This is a genomic window from Priestia sp. ABM2_011, assembly GCF_056158845.1.
On sequence record NZ_JBSWUB010000001.1, the window covers coordinates 3,525,923 to 3,541,902 of the forward strand.

The 15,980-nt window shown below is 34.0% G+C and carries 14 protein-coding genes and 2 pseudogenes; 8 read left to right on the top strand and 8 right to left on the bottom strand.

The window, feature by feature from the left end:
- The first annotated feature begins 40 nt into the window (after positions 1–40).
- Together ACXAE4_RS18815 and ACXAE4_RS18820 are read left to right on the top strand one after the other, a co-directional pair.
- Positions 41–601 carry a hypothetical protein gene (locus ACXAE4_RS18815; RefSeq protein WP_289578858.1) on the top strand — a complete coding sequence of 187 codons (561 nt, stop codon included), beginning with the start codon at positions 41–43 and terminating at the stop codon, positions 599–601.
- An 885-nt stretch (positions 602–1,486) separates the two neighbouring features.
- On the top strand, positions 1,487–2,044 hold the full coding sequence (locus ACXAE4_RS18820; protein WP_028413764.1) for a DUF3916 domain-containing protein: 558 nt from the start codon (positions 1,487–1,489) through the stop codon (positions 2,042–2,044).
- A gap of 866 nt (positions 2,045–2,910) precedes the next feature.
- Here the strand turns inward: ACXAE4_RS18820 and ACXAE4_RS18825 are convergent.
- The 5 genes from ACXAE4_RS18825 to ACXAE4_RS18845 form a co-directional block, all read right to left on the bottom strand.
- Positions 2,911–3,126, bottom strand: a complete 216-nt coding sequence (locus ACXAE4_RS18825; RefSeq protein WP_475236616.1) for a hypothetical protein — start codon at positions 3,124–3,126, stop codon at positions 2,911–2,913.
- 65 nt (positions 3,127–3,191) lie between these two features.
- Entirely contained in the window at positions 3,192–3,626 is a 435-nt protein-coding gene (locus ACXAE4_RS18830) for an HMA2 domain-containing protein (RefSeq protein WP_475236618.1), read from the bottom strand.
- Positions 3,627–3,754: 128 nt separating this feature from the next.
- Positions 3,755–4,393: an HAD-IC family P-type ATPase gene (locus ACXAE4_RS18835; RefSeq protein ID WP_475236621.1), complete on the bottom strand. Its 639-nt coding sequence runs from the start codon at positions 4,391–4,393 to the stop codon at positions 3,755–3,757.
- A complete protein-coding gene (locus ACXAE4_RS18840; protein WP_475236623.1) occupies positions 4,356–5,138 on the bottom strand; it encodes a heavy metal translocating P-type ATPase in 783 nt (260 codons plus the stop codon). The genes ACXAE4_RS18835 and ACXAE4_RS18840 overlap by 38 nt, the downstream gene beginning before the upstream one ends.
- 734 nt (positions 5,139–5,872) lie before the next feature.
- Complete coding sequence (locus ACXAE4_RS18845; protein WP_223546509.1) at positions 5,873–6,412, bottom strand: HMA2 domain-containing protein; 540 nt, start codon at positions 6,410–6,412, stop codon at positions 5,873–5,875.
- Between the two features lie 696 nt (positions 6,413–7,108).
- On the opposite strand from ACXAE4_RS18845, the gene ACXAE4_RS18850 reads away from it, so the two are divergent.
- The 3 genes from ACXAE4_RS18850 (at position 7,109) to ACXAE4_RS18860 (ending at position 9,078) form a co-directional block, all read left to right on the top strand.
- Positions 7,109–8,011 (top strand): permease, encoded by a 903-nt coding sequence (locus tag ACXAE4_RS18850; protein ID WP_475236624.1) that lies wholly within the window; start codon positions 7,109–7,111, stop codon positions 8,009–8,011.
- A gap of 97 nt (positions 8,012–8,108) precedes the next feature.
- Positions 8,109–8,486 (top strand): DUF1980 domain-containing protein, encoded by a 378-nt coding sequence (locus tag ACXAE4_RS18855; protein ID WP_475236626.1) that lies wholly within the window; start codon positions 8,109–8,111, stop codon positions 8,484–8,486.
- A gap of 34 nt (positions 8,487–8,520) precedes the next feature.
- The gene (locus tag ACXAE4_RS18860) at positions 8,521–9,078 is read left to right on the top strand and encodes a TIGR03943 family putative permease subunit (RefSeq protein WP_475236627.1); all 558 of its coding nucleotides are present in this window, start codon (positions 8,521–8,523) and stop codon (positions 9,076–9,078) included.
- A 731-nt stretch (positions 9,079–9,809) separates the two neighbouring features.
- On the opposite strand, the pseudogene ACXAE4_RS18865 reads toward ACXAE4_RS18860, so the two are convergent.
- The 3 genes and pseudogenes from ACXAE4_RS18865 to ACXAE4_RS18875 form a co-directional block, all read right to left on the bottom strand.
- Positions 9,810–10,232: pseudogene (locus ACXAE4_RS18865) on the bottom strand (DUF7832 domain-containing protein); the annotation flags it as partial.
- Between the two features lie 277 nt (positions 10,233–10,509).
- Positions 10,510–11,073 carry an SMI1/KNR4 family protein gene (locus tag ACXAE4_RS18870; protein WP_099000563.1) on the bottom strand — a complete coding sequence of 188 codons (564 nt, stop codon included), beginning with the start codon at positions 11,071–11,073 and terminating at the stop codon, positions 10,510–10,512.
- 34 nt (positions 11,074–11,107) lie between these two features.
- Positions 11,108–11,539, bottom strand: coding sequence for a hypothetical protein (locus ACXAE4_RS18875; protein ID WP_099000562.1), 432 nt, complete (start codon positions 11,537–11,539; stop codon positions 11,108–11,110).
- A gap of 620 nt (positions 11,540–12,159) precedes the next feature.
- Here ACXAE4_RS18875 and ACXAE4_RS18880 point away from each other — a divergent pair.
- The 3 genes and pseudogenes from ACXAE4_RS18880 to ltrA all read left to right on the top strand — a co-directional run bounded on the left by ACXAE4_RS18880 (position 12,160) and on the right by ltrA (position 15,527).
- Positions 12,160–12,558, top strand: coding sequence for a hypothetical protein (locus ACXAE4_RS18880; protein ID WP_099000561.1), 399 nt, complete (start codon positions 12,160–12,162; stop codon positions 12,556–12,558).
- Between the two features lie 96 nt (positions 12,559–12,654).
- Positions 12,655–13,209 (top strand): signal peptidase I, encoded by a 555-nt coding sequence (gene lepB / locus ACXAE4_RS18885; RefSeq protein ID WP_099000560.1) that lies wholly within the window; start codon positions 12,655–12,657, stop codon positions 13,207–13,209.
- Between the two features lie 658 nt (positions 13,210–13,867).
- Positions 13,868–15,527, top strand: a pseudogene (gene ltrA, locus ACXAE4_RS18890) (group II intron reverse transcriptase/maturase).
- Positions 15,528–15,980 lie beyond the last annotated feature (453 nt).

A 15,980-nucleotide genomic window follows, 5' to 3' on the forward strand; every position in this document is an offset into this window, starting at 1 on the left:
GTAAGGGTTTAAAAGGATTAAATACTAAAGGAGCTAGAAGTTGAAAAAAGAATATTTTGTGCAATATTCAGACCAAAGTATAATTGATAGTTTTGACTTTCCAGAAGATAAATTTGTATCTATTACTGTAGGGATTAGGGACATTAATCATGATCTGATCATCTCTTTAGTTCGAAAAATGTTTGGTTTGCCTGTTTTTTTTGTTTTAGACTCAATGCTCTCTGGACATGGAAAAGAAACATTGATTAAAAATAAAATTCCTTTTTATGAGCATTCATTAGATGGTGCTATTATTAAAGTTGATTCTGAAGAAAAATTGAGCCATGTTAGTGGATTAGCAGAAGAATTAGTTCATAATGGGCTGAGTATATTCATTTTCTACGGAGAAGGTATTGTAGAGCAGGATTTAATTCCTTTGAGACAATGGAATAAACCTATAGAATTTAAAAATGTCGATATAGATAAAGTCGATACATTTGTGGATGTGGAAGAGGTTGGATTTACGATATTCAGTAAGAGTGATCTATTTAACTCACCTGGAAAAGTCCAAAATTATATACCTCGTAGCTACTCACTTGATATTAATAGCAGCGATATTTAACATTTCTAAATTAAAAGGAGGAGGGTTCGTAGTCAATGAAGTATAACAAGTAATAAGAGTATACTAAAAATGTTAGCTATCATCCTTCTTTCTATAGATCTATTCTTTTATCTTTTAGCACTAAAGAGCCTATACGTTTTCTCTTCAAGGGTTTCGATCTATTTTCTGATATTTGTCCTTCACTTTATCTATTTATACATAGTCCTTATAACCATTAGCAAAACAAGGGAGTGTAAAGTCTTCTGGGGTGTAATTGGGCCATTCTTTATTGTACCTATAGCAATCGTTGGGTGGTTCACGTTCTTTTATACTAATAAAGTTGACTATTACTGATCTTAGTTCCCCTAAGTCTACCCAAAAACTTATTATTGGCTATTCTAATTGGAGTCTTGGAGAAACTAATCATTACTATGATTTTTATAAACAAACTGGAATTCCCTTTGGTGAAAAAACGAATAAATCAAGAACCTCTTCATGTTATGACACGAAATACGGGTATGAGCGATTTAAATGTTTTAGGAGCTCATGATGCACAATGGGGAAATGAACAAACAGTAACTTTCACATCTCCATATCTAAATAAGGAAAGTAACCTTGAATTTAAGAGTAAGTACTTTTTTCTACTTAAACAACAGAGTTGAGAAAAAGCCTGTATCTAAGAAGATACAGGCTTTTTCTTTTCTAGTTTAGTTACCATAAGTTTGATTATCGGAATCAAAAAACTTTTTTTGGATTTTAAGGTGAATATTTACTAAAAAAATATGTGAATATACAAAAATTAATATAAAATTAAGTCTGTCTAGGTAATGTTGGTAATGTTATAGACAGAGTTTATAAATTTAACATGGACACTGAGAAAAAGATTAATTGGAGGAAAATCAATACATGAATCAATGGAACCAGAATTGTTATTCAAAAAAGAAAGTAAGAGGCTTAGGAAGAAGGCTTAGTACTTTTTCAAAATATCTTAATGAACAAATTGATTCTCTACCTGTACAGAATAATAAAGATCCAAATTATAAAGGATATACCTCTCTTCATATTCCTTTTAGTATGTTTTTTACCCATTCAAAGAATGTTCCAATTAACGTAAAAAGATATTTTGTACAGAAGATTGTTAATAAAATACAATATCTTCTTGACATACGAACGGAAACGCAAAAGGAATATCGCATATTTTTTAGCTTTAATTCATCTGATTTGGACGATTCTGTTATCCTAATTTTATTTACTAAAAAAGGGATGGATAGCTTCTATGAAGGTTTTTTTAGTACAGAGATAGATGAAACACCGTTTATACGTTTACACCAAACCCAAAATCTTGAAAATAAGTGGAAGATAAACATACCTGAAGGATTAAGCGTTAAAGGCTATAAACCGATTGATGCTGAATATGAATATGAGAACTGCGACGAAATATGGTTTATCGGAAGGTTAAGTTAAATTATAAAAAGCATAGAAAATAAATACACTATAATACATAAAAGCAGGTGGAAAGGATTTTCATACCTATATTAGTTTTATTAATTGGTTTGTATCTATTAATCTCAGGAATTTTAATAGTTGTAAAAGATAAAAACACAAAAGGAAAGACTAAGAAAACTTTAGCTTTTTTAGCAGTAGCATCGGATATAGTAACGATTCGGTCTCTTCTTCAGGGTTCCGTATTATGCTTGGTGCTGTTTTATTAGTAGCTGGATTGGTTCTATTATAAAAAATATCTATTGGAAACTAATTATATTTTAAAAAGGTTCATACCTATAATAGGTATGAATTTTTTTATTATTTACATGGCACTCTCATTTTGGCACTATAAATTTCATTTTTACGTTTACTCTGTAAAGATCTCTCTTATTCTGCAAAAAAACGTTCGTAAAAGTTATTGAATTCAAGTGCACGTTCGCAATTTGTTTTTTGACTTAAACGAACAATAAAAATGATAGATTTATTACATAAAAGAAAAGTCCGTAAATGTATACTTTTACGGTCGGTACGTGCAATTTTCTTCAAAAATTATAGAGGTAAAGTCAAGAGTTTTATTTGTAACTTTTTAACGCTGTTTAAATAAAAAGTAAATTACTCCTTCTGCTCATTTGTAAAATTAGAACATTTCCCTCTACAATTATTGATAATCCTTTGCAAATTGTGGAATATAATGTATATACAATAGTTTACCTACAGGAAACTTTTTAACCTAAGGTAAATAAGCTTTTAATTATTTAAACTGAGCCCCTCATTATGAAGATAAAAAGAATGAGAGGTAGCCTGGAACTATCTCTCACTCTTTTTATCATTATTTTACTTGTAGCTCAGCAATCATATCTTCTAGACGCTCTTTCTGTGCTTGAAGCTCTTCCATAGAAGGTTGATAAGATGTATATTGCTTGTTGTTGGCTACCATAAACTTTGTTTAGGTTGGACCAAGGCGTTGTAATTGTCCCACCGTTTTGTTCATATAAACGGTAGCCTACTGCGCCTACCACTGTTCCTGATACAAATCCCATTAGAAAATCGCGATTAATCATTATAAAACTCCCCCATAATCCTAAGTTTTTTATATCAATTCATACAAAAGGTATGAATGAATATCTTACGTAATTGTAGATAGCTTTTGTGATTGCACTTTCTGCTTTTCATGTAACAATTCCAATACATTCACAATCCATGTAATCATCGCTACATAGAGCATATTTGAGGGCCCTAGAGATAACATCGTAACAATTCCAGTTAAAATATCTGGGTGCCTCATTTTATTGCTCGTACCGTGGGATAAGACCGTATAGCCTGTCGCAACTACTGCTCCATATACGAGTGCATCTGGTTTATAAAAAGATGCTTTTCGAATACCTGCCAGTAGAAGTAATCCCCCGGAAAACAATGTACGTAGCCAATCATTTCGTGTGGCAGGATCCATTTGAATCATAATATCATCTAATGGATCTAAACGCGTTTGCTGAAAAAAGATAGATACATAACGAAAAATGGTATTGCGAGAAAGTTGTGAGACATCATAGTAAATAAGCATGGTTTGAATGAGTGGGTTCTATTCTCACACTCGTTATACCTTTTAAAGCAGAAAACATATGCTCTATTTCCACATGATTTTTCTTATCTCTCAATGCTGGGATATGAAATCGAATACGACCTGGTATATCATGCAGAACGTAGAATTTGGGATTCATTGGTTTCCCTCCCTACCCATAAAATTCTTGCACTATTTATTACTACACCAATCGTGGCCGCATTATGAATAGCTGCTCCCACAATTGGAGAGAAGATACCTAAAGCACCAAATAAAATTGCAATACCATTAATAGCAAACGTGGCAATAAAGTTTTGTTTAATAATGTTCATGGTCTTTTTAGATAGTCCAACTAACTCAGAAAGCATTTCTGGGTTATCAGACGTAATAATAACGTCACTGGCTTCTGAAGCAATGTCTGTTCGTTTAGCCCCCATCGTTACACCTACATGGGCATGAGCTAGAGCTGGAGCATCATTGATGCCATCACCTACCATCATGACAGCCCCTGTTCTCCCATACCTTTTTACATAAAAGGCTTTATCTTCTGGCAAAGCCTCTGCATGATACCAGTTCAGTTTTAAGCGACGCGCCATTTCTCTCGCAACCGTTCTCTTGTCTCCTGTGAGCATAATAATGTCGTTAATACCTTGATGTCGAAGATTTTTCACTGCGCGATGCATACCAGAACGTATTTTGTCAAAAATGCTGACTACTCCTACAAGTGTTTGATCATAGGCTACATAAATTACATTTTCGTCGTTTTGCATGTGTTGAAGTAAAGTTAGTTGTTTTAATCTTTAATTCATTCATAAAACGTAAACTTCCAACAACAACTTTTTTACCATTTAGCCAAGTGGAAATTCCTTTTCCTACCGTTGTTTCTACCTGAGCATTATTGTCTCTAGTAGGAATTGAAATATTCCAATCTTTCGCTTGCTTCATAATTGCATCAGCAATAGGGTGGGTAGAATTTTTCTCAACTGCCGCAGCTAAACGAATGACATCTTCTTGATTAAAGCCTTCAGCAGCAATTACTTGCTGAACCACAGGCGTTCCTTCTGTAATAGTTCCGGTTTTATCAAGAATAACTGTATTTAGTTTAGACATCTTTTCAATATGATCACTGCCTTTAACAATAGCCCCTTCTTTTGCAGCACGTCCAATGGATGCGTATAAAGCTGTGGCCGTTGATAATTTAATTCCACAAATAAAATCAATAACTAACATACTCATCGCTCTGTTAAGGTTTCGAGTGAAGAAAAATGTAAGAAGTGCCAAACCAAAAGAAACAGGAACCATTTTTTCAGCTACTGTATCGGCTATATTTTGAATAGGAGCGCGTTTATCTTGTGCTTCCTCCAACAGTTTCACAATTTTAGAGAGGGATGTATCTTCTCCTACTTTTTCAACTGTTACAGTAACATGTCCACTTTGCAAAACACTTCCAGCGTACACATTATCTCCACCACTTACCTCTCGCGGCATATACTCCCCAGTAATTGAAGACTTCATCTGCTGTACCGTTCCCCTCTATTATGATTCCATCCACGGGGATCTTTTCTCCAGTAAAAACTGACAACCTTATCACCAACTTGAATATCCTCGACTAAAACCTTTTCTTCAAGGCCCTTTTCTTTTACTCTCCAGGCATATGAGACATCTAATTTTAGAACTGAGTGAATATAATGCTTGGTTTGTTCAGACGTATAGTCTGTTAATAGCTCACTAATAGTAGACATCAAAGTGATAATTAAAGCCGATCCTGGATTCTTCATATATAAAGAAGCAAATATAGAGGCAGCTGTTAATGTATTAGCATTCCCTTTTCGCTCTTTTAGGACATGAACAACACCGTCTTTAATGACCTCATAGGAAGTACTAATAGCAGTAAGGGTGCTAATCCAATAAGAAACTACCTTTACTATAGGAGAATATGAAGAACGTTGTAAGTACCAGTTAATTAAAAATGTAGTTCCACAAGCTATAACAGGGACAAATTTCTTCCACGAAGATGTTACTTGACTGATTGTATGTCTATATTTCCTAGATAAAAGACTTTAGATTGTTCAAAGAAAGGTTAATTTGATGGTAAACAAGTAGGCTTCCGGTTACTTGTTTATAGCTTGCAGAATACACTCCTGGAAAAGAGCGTAGCCAAGTTTCAATACGGCTTATTTCTAACTGTTTAGGTATATAAAATCGGGTCCTACCAGGAAGAGAATGAGCTACCTTTACCCCAAACATCATCACCTATTCTTTTCCCCCTTCTCCTTAATGATATTGTATGACCAATAAAGTAAACTTGCAGAAAAAGCAGGCGCACTTCCAAACGTCTGAATTCCTTTTCCTAATAAAAAGAGAACAAATAAACTATCAAAGTCAGCAAAACCGTTGGTTTGCTTTTTAATTCCTTTATCTACAAATCTAAGTGTGTTAGTCATACCATTCATTAATGTCGCATCTTTGTTTAAGATGGCATTAGATGCGATTTGTACAATATAGCTCATGAGTTCGTCTAGCTCTTCTTGGTTAATATGCGGGACAACAAATTGAAGCACTAAACTTCCGGTTAGTTCTGAAGCCTTCGATGTTAGAATAAGAGGGTGTTTCTTTACCTCTTCCGTTAAAGTCTTTGCAATAATACGATGCTTCCAACTGTCGCATTGTATGCGCAGGCGCCCTGGCATGGCATGTATTACTTTTATTTTTTGATCACGGAATTGAGACATAATTTTCGGGGCAATAAAGGAAGCACCTAAACCTATTACAGTGGGAAGCATGCTCATTCCTTCCTTTCCTTAAGATTTATATTCTTTTTGATATATTTGTTCAATAAGGTGAAACCACTCTTCAATTTCTTTGTTATTTGTCATGTGGGAAGCTTTATATGTAATAAGTAAACTCCCGGTATCTGGTGTAAATACTAGCGTCATAGACAAGGGGTTGAGATTTCAAATTTAAAATAATTAATTCAACTAGCCTACTATTATCTTTCCAAACAGTTGAACGAAGTCTAATTCTTCCTGGAATGAAATGTACAAGATTAATCTGTAACTTATTCAATTTCTTCTCTGCAAATTTCATTAATACCTTCTCTTTGATACTCATTAATATCCAAATACCACCAATCATTTTTCTTTATTTTACCAACTTATATATTTTATAACAATATGATTATTAAAATACTGTAAATTTTATTACGTACAAGTAAGTACTAAAATTTACAGTATTCTAGTACTGATTTTCAACAATAAGATAAGAAATTGCAAAACTAAACGTATCTGTATTTCTCAGTTCTATACCTTATGCTTTTTACATAATATACAACAAATCGTAAACATTACGTTTTGTTGAAGGGATAATTATTGTTTTTGAGGTTTTTATCTTTTAAATATTTTTTATATTAACTCTTTCTTATTAGCTGCATAATGTGTTTAAACTCTATCATATAGTTTTAGTAATTGGAGGTGAAATGATAGATTATGACAACTCTATCACAGTTAAGTAAAGACCTAATAGGTGTGCTGTTACTAGTGCTTTTTGGTTATTGTTTTTTCTTTGTCGATATAAATACGCACGATTTAGCTATCCCAGCATCTCTATTAAATGTAAACTCCATTTTTTTAAGCATTGTACTTGAGGCTATACCCTTCATTTTAATCGGAGTATTTGCATCTGCCCTGATTCAAGTATTTGTCTCAGAAGAATTCATTCAACGTCTAATTCCAAAAAATCCGTATATAGCTCTTTTACCAGCTGTTCTAGTAAGTGTTCTTTTACCTGTTTGTGAATGTGCCATTATTCCAGTTATAAGGCGGTTATTAAAAAAAGGAATGCCTCTTCATATCGGTATTGTCATTCTAGTGGGGGCCCCCATTTTAAATCCCGTTGTCTTTGCTGCTACTTTTTATGCCTTTCAATCAAATACATCCATCGTCTACAGCCGTATGGGACTAGCTGTTGTTGCTTGTCTATTAATTGGTCTATCCGTTTATTTCTTTTTTAAAAATTCGAATCAGCTACGACATGTACACGTTCATGAACATGAGGACGCAAAAGTAGGTAATAAGTTAAAGCAAACGTTGTATCATGCTAGTGATGAATTTTTCGATATGGGTAAATATTTATTATTCGGGGCGCTTGTGGCAAGTCTATTTCAAACCTTTTTAGATAGACAATTATTAACAAACCTTGCAAGTAATGAATTTATGTCTTCTGCCGTTATGATGGGATTTGCTTATGTACTGTCACTTTGTTCAGAAGCAGATGCTTTTGTTGCTTCATCTTTTTCTCATACATTTTCACCTACAGCTCTTCTTGCCTTTCTACTATATGGTCCTATGATGGATTTTAAAAACACCATTCTGCTATTAGTCTTTTTTTAAAAAACGTTTTGCATTTAGTCTGATTCTTATCATTACTGTGAGTGTGTATACGTTATTGTCATGACTTATGGGATAGTTAGTAGATAGGAGAAGTGGTATGAAGAAAATTGACCAGCAATTTGTCATCTATATAAGGGGGATATTGCTAATTGGTTTTTCCCTCCTTATGTTTAAACTCATATTAACAGGTAAAATTATTCAATTTATTGCGCCTAAAATGATGCCTTTTATATTGTTTTCTTCTGGTACCTTTTTTTTGTTAGGTATTATACAAATTTGGCGAAGTAGTATCAATAAGGATTTATCTTGTGAATGTGGTCATGATCATACGGAAAAAGGAAAAATTCGAACAGCGTTGATTTACTCTTTATTTCTATTGCCTATTATGACGGGCTTTTTATTTTCAAATCACACACTTGATAGTTCGGTTGCAGTAAGAAGAGGGTTAAGCTTTCTCAGTTGCGAATACGCCTGATACTCCACAACAAGCCGGAAGATGATGAAAAACATTGACAGCCACTAATTCAGAATTGGAAAAGGATACGAATGATTTCCTGTTTGGAAATTCAGAGGAAACACCAAAGAATGTTCCAACAAGACACCAAAATAGTATTGCTGCTAAAGTAGCACCTAAAGGTTTTCATGAATTACTTGAAAAGAAGCTACTCAAAAAACCGAAAATTTCTATAAATGATACGGATTATATTCCAGTCATGAATATTATTGAAAACAATACAGATCAGTTTGTTGGAAAAAAAATCGAAGTCAGTGGCTTTGTATACCATGAAAAAGGATTTAAAGATAATCAATTTGTTGTTGCTCGTTTTGGAATATCTTGTTGTGCAGCAGATGCATCTGTATATGGCTTATTATCTACCCTAGAAAATGCCTCAGCATTGAAAAAAGATACTTGGGTTCATATAAAAGGAATCATACAAAAAACTACGTACAACGGAGAAAATGTCCCCTATATTCAGGTTCAACGGATTGAGTCCATTCACAAGCCTGATAACCCGTACGTATATGAACTTTATCAAGGTGAACAACTGATAGGACCTGGAGAATAAAAAGACTATAAGGCACGTGTATGCTACCAAGGGCCAACTACACGTAATTTATTCGTTACGTTAGATGCTTGGGAAGTACAATGTTGTCTAAAAAGCTATACTTTTGCGAACATATAATTTTTTGTTTTTTAGAATGTGAGTATTGATATTAAAAAGAAGCCACTACGATTGTTTGGCTTCTTTTTACGTGTACAATGAATTTAGTTGCTATTTTCGTCAGACCATTTGTCTTCGCTATCAATCCATTCGTTCTTCTTTAAATCAAAAGATTCTATATCATCATGAAAATCTAGATAAACAGGCAGATTTATTCCATTATCGCCAGCTTTATTCCAACAAGTGATAAACCATTTTGAAATCAGTTCTTTCTCAGCAGCAGATATTTCTTCTTCATTTTGTTCATAAAAATCCCAAAACTCATCTGAATGCTCGTCGGCTAGCTCATAGTATTCAAACTCTTCAAGTAGCTCATAACTACCTGAAAAAATGGCACGATTGTTTCCTTCATAGAAAACTTCATTCGCTTCATTGTCCATAGAAAACATCCTAATAGACAAATCAAATGGCTGAATGAAGATTTCAAAGTTCAGTAAGTCAATGTCCTTATAATAATGAAAAGTATGTATTTTTTCGATATTGTTAATTAACTTATCTTCATTTTGTTTAAGTGTTTTCTTTAATGAACCAATATATGAATCAACCGTAAATAACTTATCACCTTTATTTTCTTCCTTTGTATGCTTCCAAGTATCAAAACGCTCATTAATCTTTGTATTAATCGCCTCATAATTATTCCACGTATCTTCTACCTCATAAAGGGATTTTATATGAGGAAATATAGCTTCATAATCATCTAAATAAGTACCTTTATCGAAATCAAAGTAATCTGTTGTAAAGGCCTTTCCTTCCGCATTCAGCATATCACTGGCAAAGACGCCATCCCATTCCATATATATTTCAGTTCCGGTCATGTTCTTTTGTTTAAACTCTATAATTTCTTGCGCAGCCTCTTCTTCAAATTCTTTGCTATATAAGTTTTCTTCAATAATCCAACCGAGATACATTCCAGTATGAACGAATGCCTGCTTTTCACTCAAGTTACTCGGGAAATCTCCTTCATAATGCCATTTAGCTTTATCATAGACGGTTGTCATGGCCTCTTCCTCTTTCTCTATATCTTCTATTAAGGTAGTTTCTTCTTGTTCACGACTACTTTTTTTATTTAATGAGTCTTCGCAGCCTTGCAGGAACAAAATAATAAACACAAAAAATGGAATGCACTTTAATTTATACAAAATTCCCTCCATGAATTACATTAAAAGTAAATGATATACCACATTATATACTGTAAAGGTTAAACAATATATATTTAACCAATGAAAATAGGATTATAGTAAAAAATGTAGTTTCTAAAAAGCTTGTTTAGCTTAATCATTCTTTGCGGCTATAACTACTTTTTAATTGTTTTGGATCTAGGGCGGGTACACGAAATAATTGCTTTAGAAAATCATCGAAAGTATCTGCTATTTTGATATACTCCCATTCTGTAGTATCGTGTGTTGAAGCTGAGAAGTTTTCTGCGATATACATAACAGTAGGGTCTTGTGATCTATTACGATAATCCAACACGACCCAATAGTGAAAATCCGTCCACAAAACCACAAATTCACCGGTGAGTTTGACTTCTTCTAATAGTTCTTTGGAAGATAAGATGCTTATATCTTCCTTTTCAAAGTGTATAGGATCAATATCGCTAATCCTTGCTCTTTGCCCGTAAGGAATACTTTCTGTATCTCCATCAGGTAACATAAAGTATGGGTAGTTTAATCCCCCACCATTTCTTATTTTCAGTAAATCCAATAATGAACTAGGTAACTTAACACCTAAAATAACTTCAGCTTGCTTTATGATTTCATCATTTATCGGATAATCTATACGCTTATATTCACTATCATCGCTCCAAAAACTATCTCCCTGATAAAATTCTTTTTTCAAAACTTCACCTTCTTCAATCTAATGTCTATAAACTTCATACTTTTACTTCTGATAAACTTTCAAGACTATCTGTAATCCCCTTAATTAATCCTTCTAGTTTATATACAAAATCATCAATTTGGTTTAATTCAGTAATAAGATAAAAATTCACGCGTGTTTTATCTGGAATATCTAGCTTATTATCAAGTACAAACTCGACTCCGATATGTCCTTGATTGTTAAAATGAAAGAATCTAACTTGTACATATTGAGCAGCACTTTCATTATCTTCCCCTTGAATCCATTGATACTCTTTTCGTTTTAAGTTTGAAAATAAAATTAGATTATCTTTCAACTCTTTGAGATCTTCAATAGTGGTGTAAAAATGAGTATTTACTTTACAATAGGGAGAAGTGACAACCATATTTAATTCAAGAAAGTTTTCATCTTCCCAAACTTTCTTTAATTTAACTCTATACTCAGACATTAAGTATCTCCTTTATTTTTAACTATTTTTCATTTAACTTATTACTTCACTATCAGCTCTGATCTCCTAAAATAACAAACTGACTACAACTTGCTTTGGCCCACTTAACAAACAAAGTGTCGAATACCAATATAAAAAATATTACATAATTATACTCTATAGGTAACTTAACTTCTATCTAAAAAGCAAAATAAAAAGCCACCCAGTATTTGCAGGACAGGTGGCTTTTTACTATAAAATGCATGTGCAGACATATAATAACACATTTTTTACCTTATAGACTATATTTTTCTGTACGAGCATATGAATAAAAGGTGCGCTTTTTATTCATTCGTTTGGGTTATGCCCTAGTATGAAACCCTTACGCGTCAAGGATGTATAAAAAGATGCATAATCGATAAAGAGGACCCTTTTGAGAACCTTTGCCTCCCAAGGGTTCTTTTTTGTGATGTGTTCCGGAAAGAGTGATTATGTTAACTACTTTTGTATACGGTATACATTATGACTAGGAAATTCAATACTGATTAAGTTACGTCAATGAATCTATAATAAATTCCTTTTATGTAAAATAAAAGATAAAATGATATAATTGAAAACGATTATAATGTAAGAGGAAAGGGTTGTTTAAAATTAAAGTTAAAAAACATCTACTGATTTGCACATGTATTCTAGGCCTATCTGCCACAGGAGTCCTGATTCAAAGTATTACTCAATCGGGAACTACAAAATCAAATTTAGCACTAAATGAAGTTGTTGAAACTCATATAACAGCTGAGCAACAAAAACAGGCTGAATTAACTAATTCTGACTTAAGTATTTTGAAGAGTAGTGAAAATGTTCAATTAGAAAGTGAAGTTGTTGAAGCTCATATAACAGCTGAACAACAAAAACAAGCCGAATTAAATATTGTTAAAGGGGCTATGTTTAAAGGTAGTGAGGATTTAAATTCAGAAAGCGATAGTTTAAAAATTCATGTAATGACCGAAGAGCACCAGAAGGTCGGACAAACTGAAAGTTAAAAGGATTTTAAGAGTGTAAGAAACCCTTTTCTTTTATGAAAGGTGGTTTTCTTTTATAACTTGAGACACGTAGTATGGTTGTAGAGGAGTTTTCAGTTGAAGAAAAAAGAGATTTTTTCATGGATTAAGTCAATTATCATTGCCTGTATTTTGATTTTTATGGTAAGAGAATACATATTTGCCCCTATAGTCGTTAACGGTGAATCAATGATGCCAACTTTAAAAAACGATGAACATATCATTCTTAATGAAATGGGTAAAAACAAAGTAAAAAATATAAACAGATTTGATATTATTGTTTTTCATGCTACAAAGAAAAAAGACTATATCAAAAGGGTAATTGGTTTACCTGGTGATCATATAGAGTATCGTAACGATATGCTATATATAAATGGTAAGAAGTACGATGAACCCTACTTAGATCAATATAAGAAAGACATAATGACAGGTCCATTAACAGAAGATTTTAAACTTGAAAAGTATACAGGAAGTAGTACAGTTCCACAAGGGCAATTATTTGTTATGGGAGACAATAGGAAGTATAGCGTAGATAGCAGATCCCAAAAAGTAGGAACAATTTCTGCAGATAAAATTGTAGGAAAAGCCAAATTAGCTTATTGGCCTATAAAAGAGGTTCAGTGGATTAAATAAAGGAGTTCCCTTTTAATAAGGGGACTTCTTTATTTGTTCCGGTAATCTGGATTATGGTGCGACAAGAAGTCGCTTTCTTACAGTGTAGCTGACGCTACTCATCTAGACGCGAAGATGATCTCCATCCGAAACGGCATGTTTGGTAACGAGCCTGTCGGTTGCATGAGGAAATGCGGAAACAGAGGACAAATGCATGGTCCAGAACACTGCTAGGAGAAGATAGGTATGGTAAACGAAAGTGAAGGTTTGTAAGCTTCGTCAAGTGTTAGCTCAAGATAATGCATAGTTTTGCTTGGGTCTTGGTAAGAGGAAAAGTAGAATCATAATGCTACTCTGATGCGTCCCGCATCTTACCCGGAGTAAAGAACCTACCTACCCCTATCGCATCTGTAGAATGTGGAACTTGGTAAGCCCTATGTCATCTGCGTAAGCAGTAGGATGACTGCAAAGTCAAACGATGTGGCAGAGGGTATGGGATATGAGAAAAAGCGAAAGCCGTTATCTCGAAAGAGAACAGGAAAGCAGGAATACTGTATAACTGGACGGATACTGTTGTCTTTATGGACAATGACAGGCTCGAAAGAGCGCCCACTTCTCATTGGTCTTCAACACGAAAATAAATTTGTGGCTATCTTCTAACGAAAAGGAGCGTGCTGTTATGAATACCTCTCTACGAGCGTCGGCGCACGTCTCGCATAAAGATTGGTACTCTATTGATTGGAGTATTATACAAAAATATGTAACGAAGTTACGACAAAGAATTTATCGTGCCGAACAACAAAATCAACGAAGAAGAGTAAGAAAACTTCAACGTTTACTCCTCCGGAGTAAAGCAAATCTACTACTCTCTATTCGCAGAGTGACGCAACAAAATACCGGTAAGCGAACACCTGGTGTAGACGGCTATACGGCCTCAAAACCAAGCGAACGTATAAAATTTTATCACCAGCTAGCTGAAATACAATGTCTTTCGAGCATCGCCCAAAGCCAGCCAAACGAACATTTATCCCTAAGAAAAACGGGAAGCTAAGACCTCTCGGTATTCCGACAATACGAGATCGAGTCTATCAAAACGTAGTAAAGAACGCACTCGAACCGCAATGGGAGGTTAGGTTTGAAGCCTACTTCCTACGGTTTTCGTCCTAAACGAAGCACACATGATGCGATAAGCAACCTTTTTAATAAGCTTAACACCAACAGCAAGAAAAAGTGGGTGTTTGAGGGAGACTTTCTAGGATGCTTTGACCATCTTAATCATAAGTGGATAATGAAACAGACGTCTATGTTCCCAGGAAACACTCTCATTAAAAGGTGGCTTGAAATGGGATACGTAGAACATGACATGCTTCATACGACAACAGAAGGAACCCCTCAAGGTGGTTTGGTGTCTCCCCTTCTAGCTAATATCGCCTTATGCGGTATGGAAGAAGAAATTGGTATTGTCTATAGAAAGACATACAAACCAAATGGAGGGTACGTAATCGACCCAAAATGTAAGATAGGACGCGTTCTCTACGCAGATGACTTCGTCATCGTAACAGAAACAAAGGAACAGGCTGAAAGCATGTATGGGAAACTCACTCCGTACTTACAAAAGCGAGGAATTAATCTTAGCGCAAGAGAAAACGAGAGTTACACACATTGAGGACGGGTTTGATTTCCTAGGCTTTTCGCTGCGTCAATACAAAACAGGACAAGGCAAGAAGTTATTTATCAAACCTAGTAAAGACAGTATTCAGAAAAGCTAAAAAGCAAGATAAAAGATACGTTCACAATGATGAGAGGACGACCAGTAAAAGAAATTATACGTGTCTTAAACCCTATTATTAGAGGTTACGGACAGTATTGGAAACATGTCGTATCCAAACAGACGTTTAGTTATATGGACAATTATATTTTCTCTAAATTAAGTCAAACACCTTAAACAATTACATCCAAGGAAAGTCGTGGAAATGGATTACAAAGCGTTATTTTAGGAAACCCCACCACGGTGGAAATAATAGATGGATTCTCACATGTCCACTTACTAACATTCAATTGTTGAAGATGTCCTGGATTAAAATAGAACGACATGTCATGGTAGCCTATAAAAATAGCCCAGATAATCCTAGTCTAAAAGAATATTGGGAAAAGCGAGACCGTAAGGTCTTTAATCAGTGAAAATACATTTAGATAGGATGAAACTCGCAAGAAAACAAGGATATCGTTGTGCAATGTGTAAGCAGACTCTACAAAATGGAGAGAAAGTTACAGTACGAAACCTAGAGGTTTCTACAGGTAAATTGACTAAATTAGTACATGTACCATGTATTAAATAAGTTGTTCGGATAAAAAGAAGGCTTGAGCCGTATGACGGGAAATCTGTCACGTACGGTTCTTAGGGGGGCGGGCGCTCGTGAGAGTGCCTGCCTACCCGACTTAATTAACATAATATTGGATAAATGTGTTAAATTTAATAATGTTAGGGGGGGATATACTTGATTTATTTAGTTTGCACAATCATTGTTTCAATAATTATTATCTTTCAGATTGTTAAAAATAGAGATTTCATATGGTTATGTATGTTTATTCCTATGCTCATAGACCTTCTCATAGGAAAGATTCACTTTTTAAATTTTATAACCAATGGTTATAGGACTGTTATTTTTTCAATTCTTTGTTTTGGAATATATTTCACTATGTTTTTATATGAAATTAATAAAATAAATCCTGAAGAACAACCTGACAATTAAAATATATTTTAATTGTCAGGTTGTTCTTTGTACCGATAA

Excerpts from the sequence above, each read along its gene's own strand:
- ACXAE4_RS18840 (WP_475236623.1), bottom strand. The coding sequence starts at position 5,138 with ATGAAGTCTTCAATTACTGGGGAGTATATGCCGCGAGAGGTAAGTGGT.
- ACXAE4_RS18845 (WP_223546509.1), bottom strand. The coding sequence starts at position 6,412 with ATGAGCATGCTTCCCACTGTAATAGGTTTAGGTGCTTCCTTTATTGCC.
- ACXAE4_RS18850 (WP_475236624.1), top strand. The coding sequence starts at position 7,109 with ATGACAACTCTATCACAGTTAAGTAAAGACCTAATAGGTGTGCTGTTA.
- ACXAE4_RS18830 (WP_475236618.1), bottom strand. The coding sequence starts at position 3,626 with ATGCTTATTTACTATGATGTCTCACAACTTTCTCGCAATACCATTTTT.
- ACXAE4_RS18855 (WP_475236626.1), top strand. The coding sequence starts at position 8,109 with ATGAAGAAAATTGACCAGCAATTTGTCATCTATATAAGGGGGATATTG.
- ACXAE4_RS18835 (WP_475236621.1), bottom strand. The coding sequence starts at position 4,393 with ATGCAAAACGACGAAAATGTAATTTATGTAGCCTATGATCAAACACTT.
- ACXAE4_RS18875 (WP_099000562.1), bottom strand. The coding sequence starts at position 11,539 with ATGTCTGAGTATAGAGTTAAATTAAAGAAAGTTTGGGAAGATGAAAAC.
- ACXAE4_RS18825 (WP_475236616.1), bottom strand. The coding sequence starts at position 3,126 with ATGATTAATCGCGATTTTCTAATGGGATTTGTATCAGGAACAGTGGTA.
- ACXAE4_RS18820 (WP_028413764.1), top strand. The coding sequence starts at position 1,487 with ATGAATCAATGGAACCAGAATTGTTATTCAAAAAAGAAAGTAAGAGGC.